General features: G+C 62.7%; 13 protein-coding genes. 6 read left to right on the top strand and 7 right to left on the bottom strand.

The annotated features are described in order from the left end of the window. Positions 1–50 precede the first annotated feature (50 nt). The gene (locus ACQKPZ_RS08105) at positions 51–380 is read left to right on the top strand and encodes a hypothetical protein (protein WP_403197088.1); all 330 of its coding nucleotides are present in this window, start codon (positions 51–53) and stop codon (positions 378–380) included. Between the two features lie 23 nt (positions 381–403). Here ACQKPZ_RS08105 and ACQKPZ_RS08100 read toward each other — a convergent pair whose 3' ends face one another. The 3 genes from ACQKPZ_RS08100 to ACQKPZ_RS08090 all read right to left on the bottom strand — a co-directional run bounded on the left by ACQKPZ_RS08100 (position 404) and on the right by ACQKPZ_RS08090 (position 3654). Continuing rightward, a complete protein-coding gene (locus ACQKPZ_RS08100) occupies positions 404–1324 on the bottom strand; it encodes a LysR family transcriptional regulator (RefSeq protein ID WP_427536780.1) in 921 nt (306 codons plus the stop codon). A 27-nt stretch (positions 1325–1351) separates the two neighbouring features. Continuing rightward, positions 1352–2326, bottom strand: coding sequence for a quinone oxidoreductase family protein (locus ACQKPZ_RS08095; RefSeq protein WP_427536778.1), 975 nt, complete (start codon positions 2324–2326; stop codon positions 1352–1354). 113 nt (positions 2327–2439) lie between these two features. Continuing rightward, a complete protein-coding gene (locus ACQKPZ_RS08090) occupies positions 2440–3654 on the bottom strand; it encodes a YeeE/YedE family protein (RefSeq protein WP_427536776.1) in 1215 nt (404 codons plus the stop codon). 144 nt (positions 3655–3798) lie between these two features. On the opposite strand from ACQKPZ_RS08090, the gene ACQKPZ_RS08085 reads away from it, so the two are divergent. Next, positions 3799–4707 carry a LysR family transcriptional regulator gene (locus ACQKPZ_RS08085; protein ID WP_427536774.1) on the top strand — a complete coding sequence of 303 codons (909 nt, stop codon included), beginning with the start codon at positions 3799–3801 and terminating at the stop codon, positions 4705–4707. Here the strand turns inward: ACQKPZ_RS08085 and ACQKPZ_RS08080 are convergent, their stop codons facing one another. Next, the gene (locus tag ACQKPZ_RS08080; RefSeq protein ID WP_427536772.1) at positions 4708–5226 is read right to left on the bottom strand and encodes a DMT family transporter; all 519 of its coding nucleotides are present in this window, start codon (positions 5224–5226) and stop codon (positions 4708–4710) included. It abuts the gene before it with no gap. A 215-nt stretch (positions 5227–5441) separates the two neighbouring features. On the opposite strand from ACQKPZ_RS08080, the gene ACQKPZ_RS08075 reads away from it, so the two are divergent. Continuing rightward, positions 5442–6206 carry a hypothetical protein gene (locus tag ACQKPZ_RS08075; RefSeq protein ID WP_427536770.1) on the top strand — a complete coding sequence of 255 codons (765 nt, stop codon included), beginning with the start codon at positions 5442–5444 and terminating at the stop codon, positions 6204–6206. Positions 6207–6214: 8 nt separating this feature from the next. Here the strand turns inward: ACQKPZ_RS08075 and ACQKPZ_RS08070 are convergent, their stop codons facing one another. Then, complete coding sequence (locus ACQKPZ_RS08070; protein WP_427536768.1) at positions 6215–6796, bottom strand: hypothetical protein; 582 nt, start codon at positions 6794–6796, stop codon at positions 6215–6217. Between the two features lie 223 nt (positions 6797–7019). On the opposite strand from ACQKPZ_RS08070, the gene ACQKPZ_RS08065 reads away from it, so the two are divergent. Continuing rightward, entirely contained in the window at positions 7020–9152 is a 2133-nt protein-coding gene (locus tag ACQKPZ_RS08065; RefSeq protein WP_427536766.1) for a TonB-dependent receptor, read from the top strand. Between the two features lie 275 nt (positions 9153–9427). Here ACQKPZ_RS08065 and ACQKPZ_RS08060 read toward each other — a convergent pair whose 3' ends face one another. Both ACQKPZ_RS08060 and ACQKPZ_RS08055 read right to left on the bottom strand, forming a co-directional pair. Continuing rightward, the gene (locus ACQKPZ_RS08060) at positions 9428–10720 is read right to left on the bottom strand and encodes a PQQ-dependent sugar dehydrogenase (RefSeq protein ID WP_427536764.1); all 1293 of its coding nucleotides are present in this window, start codon (positions 10718–10720) and stop codon (positions 9428–9430) included. Beyond that, positions 10717–11145, bottom strand: coding sequence for a DUF2231 domain-containing protein (locus ACQKPZ_RS08055; protein ID WP_391134068.1), 429 nt, complete (start codon positions 11143–11145; stop codon positions 10717–10719). The genes ACQKPZ_RS08060 and ACQKPZ_RS08055 overlap by 4 nt, the downstream gene beginning before the upstream one ends. 162 nt (positions 11146–11307) lie before the next feature. On the opposite strand from ACQKPZ_RS08055, the gene ACQKPZ_RS08050 reads away from it, so the two are divergent. Both ACQKPZ_RS08050 and ACQKPZ_RS08045 read left to right on the top strand, forming a co-directional pair. Continuing rightward, positions 11308–11607: a hypothetical protein gene (locus ACQKPZ_RS08050; RefSeq protein ID WP_391134071.1), complete on the top strand. Its 300-nt coding sequence runs from the start codon at positions 11308–11310 to the stop codon at positions 11605–11607. 301 nt (positions 11608–11908) lie between these two features. Beyond that, entirely contained in the window at positions 11909–14896 is a 2988-nt protein-coding gene (locus ACQKPZ_RS08045; RefSeq protein ID WP_427536762.1) for a T6SS effector BTH_I2691 family protein, read from the top strand. The last annotated feature ends 2 nt before the right edge of the window (positions 14897–14898 follow it).

Raw genomic sequence — 14898 nt, 5'->3', positions numbered from 1 at the left:
CTGAAATGGAAGGCAAACTCCCTTTTTCTTCAGATGCTTAGGACAGCAACATGCGAGTACTTCTAGCTACGATGGCCGGCTGTGTGCTGGCCACGCTCGCTTTTGGCGCCCAGGCCCGCGCGCTGAACCAGAACGATCGCCACACCTGCGGCTGGGGTGCACAGATAGCCGCCGAGGCCCAGCAGGCCAAGCTTTCCGGGGTGACTCTGTATGCCACGCGCAAGAAGCTACAGGTACGCAAGTTCCCCAAACCGTGGATGCGCATGACCGCCTTTGGCATTACCGAGCAGACCTACAACAGCCGCTCGCGGCTCAAGCCCGCAGCGATCAAGCAGACGTACTACGAGCAGTGCGTTCAGCATGCTGTTGCCAGACGATAAGCTGGAGCACCACGCAGCCCGCCTCAGCCTCGCCACGGCGCGCCGGCTTCGAAGTGTGCCTCCAGCCAGGTTTTGAAGGCACCCAGGGCGGCTGTATTGAGGCGCGCGGTCGGCCGCACCAGGTAGATCCCCGCAGCCACATCCAGCTGCCACTGCGCCAGCACCCTCACCAGCCGTCCGCTGGCTATGTCTTCACCCATCAGCCAGTCGCCCCCGGCAAGAATGCCCACACCACGCCGCGCCGCTTCCAGCAGCGCTTCGTTGTCATTGCTTCGCAAGTTGCCTGCCACCTTGACGCTCACCTGCTGCCCGGCATTCATTAGCCGCCATTCGGGAAATGAACGTAAGCCACTGAACCCCAAGCAATTATGGTCGACCAAGTGCTCCGGTCGGTCTGGCGTGCCCTGCCGAGCGATGTACTCCGGCGACGCACACAGGATGCGCACGTGATCGCAGAGTTTGCTGGCCACCAGGCGATTGTCCGCCAGCTCACCAATGCGAATGGCGGCGTCAAACCCCTCACCGATCAGGTCGACGAAACGGTCGGCATACTCGGCTTCCACCGTTACCTGCGGATAGGCCAGTACAAAGTCAGCCAGCATCCCGCTCAACCAGCGCCGGCCCATGGCCGCCGGCAGCGCCAGGCGCAAGCGCCCGCGAATCGTTGCAGCACCTTCGGCAGCTTCCTGTTCCGCTTCGGCGATCAGGCGGTTGGCCTCGCGCACCCTGGCTACCAACCGCTCGCCCTCATCGGTAAAACGCAGCTGCCGCGTGCTGCGCTCCACCAGGCGAATGCCCAGGCGTGCCTCCAGTGCACTCAGGCGCTTGGACAGCACCGTGGGGTGGCGCTCCAACTGCCGCCCGGCAGCCGCAAACGACCCCTGCTCGTGCAGGGCCAGCAAGGTGGCAAGTTCATCGGCGCGGCGGCTGTCAAAGGCATCCATGGCAAGGCTCGGTGGCAAGGTCGGGTATCAGGCGGTCAAGACCAGCGCGCCCTCCGACAGCCCTTGCTCCAGGTCCCGGTGAGCCCTGGCCACTTCGGCCAACGGGTAGCTGCGCCAGACCCGAGGCTGGATGATACCCTCGGCGACGGCGGCCAGCACATCGGCGGCGCGCTGCTGGTACTCGCCAACCGTGCGCGTATGTGCTGCCAGCGACGGCCGGGTCAGGTACAACGAGCCTTTGGTATTCAGCGTGGCAACCTCGATTGCCGCCGGGGCACCGGAGGTACCGCCAAACGACACCAGCAGGCCGCGCACCCGCAGGCTGTCCAGCGATGCCTCCAGCGACACCTTGCCGACGCAGTCATAGGCCACGTCCACACCCTGCCCCTTGGTCAGCTCGCGCACTTGACCTGCCAGTGTGGCCGCATCGAACACCAGCACATGGTGGCAGCCAGCCGCCTGCGCCCTGGCCACACTCTGCGGGCGCGATACCACGCCAATCACCGTCGCCCCAAGGTGCCGAGCCCACGGCGCCATCAGCTGGCCCAAGGCACCGGCAGCGCCATACAACAGCACTTGGGTACCGGGGCCCACGGCATAGGTGGTTTTCAGCAGATACTGCGCCGTAATGCCTTTAAACAGCACCGCGGCGCCAGCCTCGTCCTCCAGCTGCGGCGGCAGCTTGACCAGCCGCTCGGCCGGGAACAGCCGGCCGCTGGCGTAGGCCCCGACCGGCCCCATGGCATAGGCGACCCGGTCACCTACCTGCACGTTGTGCACGCCATCACCCACGGCCGTGACCCTGCCTGCGCCTTCCAACCCGAGGCCGGAGGGCAAGGCCAAGGGTGCACCGCCCTTGCGCTGCAACAGGTCGAGCGGGTTCACACCCATGGCGGTCTGCTCCAGCCAGACCTGTCCGGGCCCTGGGGCTGGTGCTTGAAAGTGTTCAATCTGCATGACATCGGCGCTGCCGGTGCGGTCAAGCATAATGCGGGTAGCCATGATCGAATCCTGTTGGTTGGGAGAAGGATTCAGGCTAATCAGGCAGGTGATATTGAACAATCAGGCGAGGTGCAGATGATTCCTGCACCCCTTGCAGCAATTCACAGAGTGTTTCAGCAGCCCGTCAGCACTGCAGGGCGCCGCTCACCGGCGAAAAACAGCGGGCGCAAGCGCACACCGATCAGGTTGCCGGCATAGGCAGCAACCAACCACAGCCAGCCATGTACGCTGCCCGATGCAATGCCACTGAAGTACGCCCCGATATTGCAGCCATAGGCCAGGCGCGAACCGTAACCCAGCAGCAGGCCGCCAATCACTGCGGCCACCAGCGACGGTAGCGGGATCTTCAGGCTTGGCGCAAAGCGCCCGGCCAGGCCAGCTGCCAGCAGCGCCCCCAGCACGATGCCCAGGTCCATCACCGTGGTGATGTCTTGCCACAGCGGCGAGGCCAAGGCCTTGGCATTGGCCGGCGCCTGCCAGAACACCCAGCTGCCGACATCCACGCCCAGCCCGTTGAGGACCTTGGCCCCCCACAAGGCAAAGGCCGAGGTAATGCCCCAAGGCCGCCCCGCCAGCGCCAGGGTGGCGTAGTTCAGCAGGGCCAGGGCAATGGCACCCCACAGCAGCGGCCATGGGCCGCGCAGGAAGCGACGCAGGCCCTGATGCTCGCTGGCAAGCGGCGCCTCCAGCGCACCGTGACGGCGTTTTTCCAGCATCACGGTGGCCCAGGCGATCAGCCCGAACACCGCCAGGCTTACCAGCAGTGCCGGCCCCACGCCCCAGGCCTGCACGATCGAGGTTGCCGGGAACGACGGCAAGGCAAACCACCAATCGGCATGATGTGTGGCGCTCACCGAGCCGATGATGAAGAACAGCAAAGTCACCAGCATGCGCGCATTGCCACCGCCCACGGTGAACAGCGTGCCCGACGCGCAGCCGCCACCCAGTTGCATGCCGATGCCGAAGATGAATGCACCGAACACCACCGACACGCCCGCAGGTGCTACCAGGCCATTGACCGGGTTACCGAACAGGCTGCCGGCCGACAGCGCCGGGAAAAACAACAGCACCGCGAGGCTCAGCATGACCATCTGCGCACGCAGGCCCGCGCCACGGCGCTCGTTGATGAACACCCGCCAGGCCGAGGTGAAGCCGAAGGCGGCGTGGTACAGGGTCAGGCCCAGTGCCGCGCCAACGAGCAGCAGCAATACCTGCTTGAAACCGGCATTGAGGTTGAGAAACCACGCGCCGGCCAGCAGCAGGGCCATGGCTACCAACGGAGCGCCCAGGCGGCGCGGTTCGGGTGTTGCAGTTGCAGAAAGACCCATCGGAATACTCGGATAACAGTGAAACGGAGGGGGAGTATAACCCCGGATAGCGCACCCGCCATGCCTTACAGCATGAGGGCGTTACTGCTAGATCATTTGTTAAGCTGATCATGACCGCCAGAAACAACCAAGGCCATTCACCCCATGGATGAACTGCGCAAGATTGATCTCAACCTGCTGCTCGCCCTGCACGCGCTGCTCAGCGAGAAACACGTGACCCGCGCCGCCTTGCGCCTGCACCGCAGCCAACCCGCGGTAAGCCATGCGTTGGCGCAGTTGCGCAAGCACTTCGACGACCCCTTGCTGGTGCGCCAGAACGGCCGCATGGCCCTCACCACCCTCGCCCAGTCGCTGGCCAGCCCGTTGCAGGACGCCCTGGGTAGCCTCAACGGCCTGCTGGCAACCCCCCAGTTCGAACCCGCCAAGGCCCAGCGGCGCTTCAGGCTGTCGTTATCGGATTACTCCTCGCGCATCATCCTGCCTCCCCTGATGCGCTATCTACGTCAGGTCGCGCCCGGGGTAGACCTGGCCATCAGCCAGGCCAGCCGCGAAACCATGCAGGCCCAACTGCTCGACGGCGAACTGGACCTGGCGCTGGGGATCTTCCCGGACCTGCCACAGGACATCACTGCCCAACCGCTGTTTGCCGATCGTTTCATCAGCGTTGCCGACCGCCAGGTGCTGCCCGCCAGCGGCGACCTGGCACTGGAAGACTGGCTGTCACGCCCGCATGTGCTCATGGCCATGCGCCCCGATGCCTTCGATGAAATAGAACGTGCGCTGGCGGCCCAAGGACTGCACCGCCGAATCGCCCTGGCCTTGCCGCACTGGAGCGCGGCGGTCGAGGTATTGGCCGGTACCGACCTGATCCTTACCGTAGCCAGCCGGGCGGCCGGCTCGTTGCAGCAGCACAAGGCGTTACGCCAGTTCGAACCGCCACTGCCAATTCCCTGTTTCGACTACCAGCAAGCCTGGCACAGCCGCAAGGACAACGACCCCGGGCATCGATGGCTGCGCGAAGCCGTGTGGGCCTGCAGCCAACCGACGCGCTGATCAGCCCTCGGGCTGCTTCACCACGGCCGAGGCACTGGCCGGCGCTGCGGGCGCCCAAGTGCCCTGCACCAGCAATACACCGCACAGAATCAACACCACACCCGCCAACCTGGCTAGGTTGAGGGGTTTGCCACCCAGGCCCATCACGCCGAAATGGTCGGCAAGCACGGCCGTGATGATTTGCCCGGCCACAACCAGCACCAGGAACCCTGCCGCGCCCAGTTTCGGTGTGAGCGCTGCCGCACCCGCCACATACATGGCGCCCAGCACGCCGCCGATCCACAACCACCAAGGCCCTTGCAGGGCCTTGCCCATGTCCGGTGCCGGCACCCGCAAGATCAGCAACGCGGCGATCACCACCAACGAACTCACCGTCAACGACGTGAACGCACCCCACAGCCAATGCCCCAACGCCCGGCCTACGGCGGCGTTACTCGCGGCCTGGAACGGCAGCACGGCACCGGCGAGCAACGCCAGGGCAAAAGGTAATGCCACAAGGCACAGGGCTTTACTGAACATGGCAGACCTCATTCTCGAAAAACAGGAGGCCATCATCTGAAAATTCACTACATCTATGGAAATCGAATACATGCACGAAGCTCATTCGCTAAATGGATATGCCTTGCGATGCCTGTCGATTGTGCGAGGATGCTCCCCGGCCACGGCAAACAGCGCCCAGACCGGCGCAGCCATGGCAGAGACGAGATGAAACCGTATGTGATGGAGCACATTCGATGACAGATGAACGCACAATGCGGATCAATACCGGGCAGTTGCCAACCCGCAACCTTGCCGAATGCCTGGCAGTGGACCAAAGCGCCCTGGTCGGGGCTTTGGCAGACAAGCTACCCGCCGGACTGATTGAGCTTTTGGCAGCCTGCGCCGAACAAACCCGGCCTCTTGGCCTCTCGAAGAAAATTGCCGCCATTGGGCAAACCTTGGGGCAGTGGCTGGAGCAAGCACCTTCGCCAGCAAGCCAGCACGTGTTCGAGCAGTGCAGCGTGCACACCAGCGATACCGTACGCAGTTGGGCAAGCTTCGCCCAGGCGCACCTGTCACGCACGCAGGACCTGGGGGCGGCGCTGCGGGCGCAACTGCGGTTCGCCCGCGATGCACATTTCGGCGTGCGCGAATGGGCCTGGATGGCGCTACGGCCACGCCTGAGCCGGGAGCTGGAGCATGCCCTTGCGGTGCTCGGCCAACATGCCGGCGACCCAGACCCGCTGGTACGTCGCTTCTGCATCGAGGTACTGCGCCCCCGTGGCGTGTGGTGCGAGCACATCGCCACACTCAAGCAAACACCGGAAGTGGCCGAGCCCTTGCTGATACCCCGGCTGGCCGAAGCCGACAAGTACGCCCAGGACTCGGTTGCCAACTGGCTCAACGATGCCAGCAAAACCCGGCCCGACTGGGTGACCCGGCTGTTCGACGAGCATCCGCCGTCGTGCAAGGCCTCACGGCGGATCCATACGCGGGCAACCCGTAGCTTGCCTCGATAACAGGGGCGTTAGCGCGAGGTCTCGATGCGCAGCACTTCGGTGAAGATCGCATCGACCGTCTGACCGACCTTGAGGTTCTTCATGCGCGCCTGCAGGTCCGGGCTTTCGACCTTGACCACCTGCAACTTGCCTTCCGGCGGCAGCAGGCTCACTTCATGCTTCCCAAGGTCGATCTTCTTGATCTGCGAGGTAACCCGAACCTGGCGGAACGCCTCCCCGCCCGGGTTGGGGTTTTGCGCCGTGGCGCGAATGGTACCCGACTCCTCGCTGGCCTTCGGCGCCCCACCCACCTCGGTATTGAGCACATAGGCCACGGCGCGGGTCACGTAGATATCGACCTTGTCACCCACCTTGAGGTTAGGCAGGGCCTTGGCCTTTTCCGTGAGCTGGAACGTCACATCCTTCTTGTTATCGGGGCCTTTTACCGTGACCTGGCGGTTGGCCAGGTCGATGGCGGTAACCTGCGTGGTGATGTGGCTTTCCAGCGCCTCGCTGGCGATCGGGATATCGGCAGCCTGCACCGAGAGGCTGGCAGCGCAAACCAGCGTGGCCAGGGCAACAGCACGAGCAAGAGAGCAAATCGGGTTCATAGGCCTGCTTCCATGTGATCAAGACCGGATAGGGGCGCGAAGTGTTCACGCGCCAACAAGCATAGACCCTGCCCGCCACCGCGCTGGCCCGGCCAGTGCGACGCATTTCGTCCTGCTTGCCACTTCCAAAGCTTGTAATAGCAAATGGGAACTCTTTACACTTGCTTTACATTTACAAATCATTACTATTCGTGACCTTCAAAACAACAATGAGTCACCTGTAATGGCAAATATGTCTGTTGTCCCAGCATCCCTCTCCGTGCTGGGCCTTCTAGTTGTGCCTGCTGTTCACGCTGCCGCTCAAAACGAGTCGCAGGGCTCCCTTGCCCTGCCCGCCACCGCCGTCACCAGCGCCTACGAGCAGCAAAGCTACAAGGCCAGTGAAAGCCGCAGTGCGATGAAGATCGACGCACCGCTGCGCGACATTCCGCAAACCGTCAACGTCGTACCCGAAAGCGTGATCAAGGACCAGGGCGCGCAATCCATGGAGGACGTGCTGAAGAACGTGCCCGGTATCGGCCTGTCCAACGGCGACGGCCAGCGCGACCAGGTGACCATTCGTGGCTTCAGCGCCATTGGTGACATGTACATCGACGGGGTGCGCGACGACGCCCTGTACTTCCGCGACCTGTCCAACATCGAGCGCGTCGAGGTCATCAAGGGCCCGGCTGCCGTACTTTACGGCCGTGGTTCTTCGGGTGGCCTGATCAACAGCATCAGCAAGAAACCGAGCTTCACGCCCAAGCGCGAGGTCGGCATGAGCTTCGACAGCGAAGGCAAGCGCCGCACCCAGTTCGACACCGGCTGGGCCGACCCGCAAAGCAACCAGGCCTACCGCGTGACCGGCGCCTTCGAAGACAGCGACACCTTCCGCGACGATGGCTATATCGACCGCAAGGCCATTGCGCCGTCGGCCTACTTCCGCCTGTCCGACGACCTGGAACTGAACCTGGGTGCGACCTACCTGTACGACAAGCGCCTGATCGACTTTGGTATCCCGGCGCTGGGCAACCGCCCGGTGGACGTGGACCGCGACAAGCGCTTCGGCTCCGGCGATGCCGACCAGGACTACGCCCGTAGCGAAGTGTTCTCGTTGACTGCCAGCCTGGACTACCGCATCAACGACAACTTCACGCTGACCAATACCAGCCGTTACTACCGCTACGACCTGGACCGCAACAACACCCTGGCCGACAGCAGCCCGACACGCTTCGTTACTGCGCCCAACGGCGAACTGCTGGTGAAGCTCAACCGCGGCAACGTGGCCCGCGACGAGTACGGTGTGTTCAACCAGACCGAACTCAAGCAACAGGCGCAGCTGGCCGGCATGCAGCACAACTTGCTGTATGGTGTGGAAGTAGGCTTCCAGGACAAGTATCAGCGAGTGCTGAGCCAGAACAACGTGGCCCAGGTGCCGGTGTACCGCGACGCGCTGGTGCCGGTACCTGATCACGCTGCCAACCTTTCTTCCAAAGGCACCAACTTCCAGCAGACCACCGGCCTGTACCTGCAGGACATGATCGAGCTGAGCGAGCACTGGAAAGCCCTGGTCGGCGTGCGCTATGACATCTTCGGCCAGGAGTACGACGATGACCGCGTGCAGAACGTCGACCTCGACCGTACCGACAAGACCTGGAGCCCACGCGCCGGCCTGGTCTACCAGCCGGACGCCATCCAGTCCTACTACGTGTCGGTCAGCCGCAGCTACCAGCCTTCGGGTGAGGTGTTCGCGGTCAGCCCGACCAACCAGCACCTGGAACCGGAAGAAACCACCAACTATGAAGTCGGTGCCAAGTGGGACCTGCTCGACAGCCGCCTGTCGCTGACCGCAGCCGTGTTCCGCCTTGAGCGCACCAACATGAAGACCGCCGACCCGGCCAACCCCAACCTGACCGTGCTGGCCGGCGAACAGCGTACCGACGGTTTCGAGGCCACTGTCAGCGGGCAGCTCACGGACAAATGGCAGATCTACGCGGGCTACGCCTACCTGGATGCCGAGATCACCAAGTCCAACAGCAAGACCAACGGGGTGGCCAACGAAGGCCAGACCCCTACCCTGACGCCGCGCAACAGCGCCAACGTCTGGCTGGTGCGCACCCTGACCCCAGCATGGCGCGTGGCCGCCGGTGCCAACTACGTTGACGAACGCTACACCGCGCTCGACAACGTGGTGGTGATGCCAGGCTACACCACCTTCGATGCCGCGCTGTTGTACAGCGTGCCGCAGTGGGATGCCGCCCTGCGCCTGAAGAACGTGTTCGACCGGGACTACTATGCCTCGGCGCACGGCTCGGTGGACCTGGTTACACCAGGGGCACCGCGCACGTTGGAGGCCAGCTTCAACTACCGCTTCTGATAGCGACCGGGGCATCGCCAAGCCCATTGGGCTGCGCTGTCGCGCAGGGAATTGATGCCGGGCGCACCGCGTACCCTGTGGGAGCGGGCGTGCCCGCGAAGAATCCAACACGGTGCATGGCACCGGCTGCGCCGGTGTTCGCGGGCATGCCCGCTCCCACAGGGTCCCTGCTAAATCAGTAGGAGATGTGCAGTTCTATGGGAGCCCGGCTTGCCGGCGATGGGCTGCTGCGCAGCCCCAAAGTGCTCAGCATGGTGGCTGGGGGCAGGTAGTTGTCAGCGATTACGCGTCACCCGCCACACCGTGTTCGCCAGGTCATCGGCAATAATCAACGCCCCACGCGGGTCCACCGTAACCCCCACCGGTCGCCCACGTGTCTTGCCATCCTCACCCCGGAAGCCCGTGGCGAAGTCGACGGGCTCCCCCGCCGGCCTGCCATTGCTGAACGGCACGAAGATCACTTTGTACCCCACCGGGTCGGGGCGGTTCCAGCTGCCGTGCTCACCCACGAACACACCATTGGCGAAACGCTCGCCCATGGCCGGGATCGAGAAATCGACACCCAACGCAGCCACATGCGAACCCAGGCTGTAGTCCGGCTTGATCGCCGCCGCCACCTTGTCCGGGTTCTGTGGCCGCACCCGCTCATCCACGTTCTGCCCCCAGTAGCTGTAGGGCCACCCATAGAACCCACCCTCACGCACCGACGTCAGGTAATCCGGCACCAGATCGGGGCCTAGCTCATCGCGCTCGTTGACCACCGCCCACAGCTGCCCGGTCTGCGGCTGGATGGTCAATGCCGTCGGGTTGCGCAAGCCGGTGGCATAAGGCCGGTGGGCGCCGGTTTCGGCATCGACCTGCCAGACCATGGCGCGGTCGACCTCTGCCTCCAGGCCACGCTCGGTGATGTTGCTGTTCGAACCGATGCCCACATACAGGTAACGACCGTCCGGGCTGACCGTCAGCGCCTTGGTCCAGTGGTGGTTGATCTCGGCTGGAAGATCAGTGACCTTGGTGGGCGGCCCGTCGGCCCTGGTCTGGTTGGCCCGGTAGTCGAAACGAACCAACGCATCCTGGTTGGCCACATACAGCTTGCCGTTGGCAAAGGCCAGGCCGTAGGGCGCATTGAGGTTTTCCGCGAACACCGTCTGCACCTCGTAGGTGCCATCGCCGTCGGCATCGCGCAGCAAGGTCAACCGGTTGCCACCTTTGACCTGGGTGTTACCCTTGGCCTTGATCTGGCTGGCGATCACATCCTTGGGCTTGAGCTTGGCCGCACTCCCGCCCCGCCCCTCGGCTACCAGAATGTCGCCATTGGGCAGTACCAGGCTCTGCCGCGGAATCTTCAGGTCGGTGGCGATGGCTGTGATGCTGAAGCCTTCCGGCACCGTCGGCTTCTGTTCACCCCAGGCAACCGGCTCGGCGATCTTCATGCTCGGCAGCAGACCACGCTGAGGCGCTGGCAACTTCGGGTCCGGGCCCAGGGCCTGGGTCGCCTCGCCATCACCGCCGCAGGCATTCAGTAGCAACGCCACGCTCAACAGGCTCAACGCATGCAAAGGCCTCATACCGCACCTCCCGAGCGCAGATTGCTCAAACCGGTCCAGGCAGCGATCAACGCAAGCACCGTGACGATTACCGACAGCACCAACCCCGCCGGCATCACTGCCCAAGCGTCCTTGGCATGTTCGAAGGCGTTGATCAAGCCAAGCACCCAGGTCACCAATAACAGCACAAAGCACAACGTCGGCCGCCCACTTTTGCGCTCTGCACGGACCAGGTTGGCGAGTGCGAACAATAGTGCCAGCCCGCAGAACACCAAGCCTCCGGCGATCAGCCAGGCGGCGAAGTTACTCCATTGGATCTGGTAGCTGTTGAAGTAAGCTATGTCGCTTAGCAACCCACCGAGAAACAACGGCACACTGCCTGCCAGCAACAGGGCGTGGAGCGGGCTTGGTGTATGGCGATGGAAGGTTTGGTCAGGTGTGGTCACAGTGCCTCCTTTTCATTCAGTGACCCAAGGGCTGATGAGCTTGTGCCACCAGATGCGCACGGTCTGCGCTATGCAAAGGAGCCCCTTGTCATCGCGATAGTTCACCGTTTCGCTTCAATGAAATATCCTGCAAGGTATTCGGGATGTGCCTCAGGAGCAGACATGAACGGCAAAGTGAACGGCGCGCACGCCTCCATTGCACTGACCACCCTGCTCGCCCTGTGCCTGGCACTCACTGCGGGCTGCTCCAGCAAAAACAGCAAGACACGCTACGCGGCTTCCACGGTCGGCTCCAACTGCTTTGCCAAAGCCGTGCCCACAACCGGTGAAGGCGGCCTGGCATGGGGTAATACGCTGAGCATCGCGCGGCAAAAATCGCTAAACAACTGCGTGCGTTATGCCAGCCGGTCAGGGGGCACCCCAAGGACTTGCCAAGTAGTGATGGCCAAGTGCAAGAACTAGACGTTTATATATCAACAATAAAAAAAGAAACTTCCTACAAATACAAACAACACTTCCCGCCGCTAACTTACCGCGACAAACTCATCAGCTCTTGAACCCCAACATATTATTACACTTCTCGGCTCGACTCTGCGTGCAGAATCAAGGCAGTGTTTTGCACTCCAATATTAGCTAAATCATTATCAGCCCCACGTCACACACCCATCAAGCTCAACTCATTTATCACTTCCCGGATACTGGAACAGGCCGCCTTACGCATACTTCGTGACCTGCAAAGGCAGCCCCTGAGCAAGGAGTTCATATGACTAACGCCTCCGTCAGCAGCGCCACTTCCGGCCCGGCGTGCAGCGCCCGCGTCCCCATCCTGCCTATCCGCTACGCCATCGTACCGCGCATCGATAATGCCCCCGCCTGCCGCTACGCTGACGCGGGCTTCAACCTCGAACAAGGCTTCGCTGCCCTGCAACACTCGGCCTATACCCTCCGTGCGCTGCGCCCAGGCTACGTCTATGTGTTCATGACGGGCCCGCTGGGCGAAAAGCTGGTCATTCATGAACACAAAGGCGCAGGCCGTTACCAGGAACTGCGCTACCAGGGCCTGGCGTGTTATCACCGCTGCGACCGCTACCTGTCCGGCCAGACCCAGGGCTGGGTCTGGGCCGACACCTGCCAGGACACCGCCAGGGAAGTGTGGATCGGCTACAGCCCGCACCTGTGGACCAATGCCGTCACCGCCCGCATCACCGCTTCCCCGGCCTTGCGCAAACGGCACATGCGCCGACTGGACATGGCCGAGCTGATAGCGGGTAACCAGGCCCCCTCAACCCAGCCCCATGTGCTGCCCGTCAGTGCCCTGCAAACCTGGGTCGAAGACTTCAAGCCTGTTGACCGGCGCATGCCGCTGGCCTGGAGCAGCGCCCCGATTACCGAAACCTTGCCCATCGGCAACCTCGCCGCCGTGGCACGGCACTATCCCTGGAGCCAACCGAAAATCCCGGTGGTGGTGGCACTGGCCGACGCCGAAGGCATGGCCCTGGACCTCAGCCTGTCGGTCTCGGCCTACCAGCACCAGTTGCGCGACCTGATGCCCGCCGAGCAACTGCCACACACCCAACCCGCCCAACCGCCCGAGCAGGAACGCGTGCCGGCGTGCTTCCGGCTGAATGCCGAACAGCTGAGCCCGCAGAGCCGCGATTTTCACCACCGCAACCTGGTGGGCATGCTGCTGAACAAGACCCTGGAAAGCCTGTACCCGAGCGATGCTCCTTCACCGGAACTAGCCGCGTTCCGGCTCGGCACGGAACGCCGGGGGCCCGCCCTGTCGCCCGCCGAGTCACATTTCCAGGCCCTCACCCACAAGGACTACTCCCCCAGCGGCGCACGCCTGGCACAGCGCCTGGACCTGGACAAATACCGGCGCTTTCTCGCCGAACGCGATGAGCTGGGGCGACGCCTTGCAGCACTGCGCAACCAGGCCTTGCAAGCCAGCAACGATCATGACGCCTGGCTGGCAACGGCTGAACCCGCGCATCTCGATAACCCCTACAGCCTGGCTGCGGCCTTGGCCTGCTACGACCGCGACGAAATCGTGTCGTCCCGCGGGCTGGAAATTTCCCTGGCGCTGCTGATTCACCCGATGGGCCAACCGACGCCGGGCGCCGAAGACCAGGACCGGCGACTCAAGCGCCTGGAACAGTGGCTGGACCAGCACGACAGCCCGCTGTACACCGCCCTGGCACCGTTCAACCCGTTCAAGGACAAGGCGGATTCGGTCGGCAGTGTGTTTGGCGCCAGCGACAACGTGATCGAGGGGTTGGCCGGTCGCTTCCCGGCCATGGCCGACATCACCGACCTCACGGCGCAAACGGTGAATACTGTGGTGCTCAAGCGCCTGCGCGGGAAAACCCGCTGGGATGCCAGCCACGGCCTGCAGCAGGTGTTGCTGGCGGCGCGTGAGGCGAATGCCGAGAAGGCGCTGGGGCTGTTGGCGGCACGCTACCGGATCACCGAACAGGCCATTGCGGAAAACCCGTTCAGCCAGGAGGTGGAGAAGTACCTGAAGAATGGCATGGCGCAGGTTGAAGAGATGAAGCAACTGCGCATTTCGGGAAGCCGGACGGTATCGATCGAACTGACTACCACTGCGCGGGTGAAACCCAGCTTGCTCGGGTTGCTGACCTCGGGCGGTGGCGGTGGTTTGAACGCAGGCATGCTGTGGTTCAACGTGATTTCGCTGAAGACGGCCTACAACAGCCTGCAGAAGAGCAATGCACCGGAATACACCTTGGGCTTTGCTTCATCGGTTTTCGGGGTGATCGGTGCAGCGGCGGCGACGCTGGTTAGCACGCGGGCAACGCAGAAGGCGGTGATGCTGCGATTGAGTGCCACCGCGCCGGGCATGGCCTTTGGCAATGGAATCATCAAGTTCTTGAGTAGCAATTTGTTTGCAAGGTTAGCCGGTTACCCGGCAATAGTATTCAGCTTGTTTTCTGATCTCGCCAAGGCAGGGCGTCAGAGAGCGAATGGGAATCAAGCGGCAGCCGACTACACGGTGACTGGTAGCTTAACCATGGCCGTTGGTTCCGCTGTCGTCCTTGAGGCTGGTCTTGCCATCGCTGGCGCTACGTCAGTAGTGCCTTTTGCAGGCTGGGCCGCGGCTGCCCTCGTCTTGGTAGGCGTAGCCATCATTGCGGGGGGGCTTTACCTGCACGCCAAGGCCCATGAGCACCTTCACAGCCCAATTGAGTTGTGGGCCGCACGCAGCATCTTCGGTAATCGCATCAATGATGGAGAAATACGTCCTGACATCACGTTGGATTATGAGAAAAAACTCCCTGATTACACCTCGCTACAAGCCGAGGTCAAAGCCTGGCACACCGAGCATTACGGACCAAAACTACTGTCCGCCGAACAGGCTCTGCTATTCGGTATAAAGAATGTCGATAGCCGATGGCATCAGAACAATCACTGGTCTCCGCCCAACTGGACGGCTATCACACATAACGAAGTCGCCACGCCTCAACCAACCGTTGAGTTCACGGTGCTGCTGCCAGGCTTCGTGCTTGGGATAAGCGAATGGTCAGGAAGTTTAAGTACCCTACGTGACAACCAAGGAGTGCAAGTATTCCCGATAGCCCCGACCGTCCGCATCGTAGGTGCTGGTTTGGTTCTGCATTTCGAGAACACACTGACTAACGCAAACCATGTCTCACTGCAATTATCTTACAGCGCCAATCAGGGGTTGGACGAAGACAATGAGATTCAATCAATATTTCGCCTGGAGCGCTGACC

The organism is Pseudomonas sp. NPDC089547 (genome assembly GCF_050280665.1).
Classification (GTDB): Bacteria; Pseudomonadota; Gammaproteobacteria; order Pseudomonadales; family Pseudomonadaceae; genus Aquipseudomonas.
The sequence above is the reverse complement of the archived record's forward strand: the minus strand, read 5'-3'. Positions and strand labels throughout refer to the sequence as shown.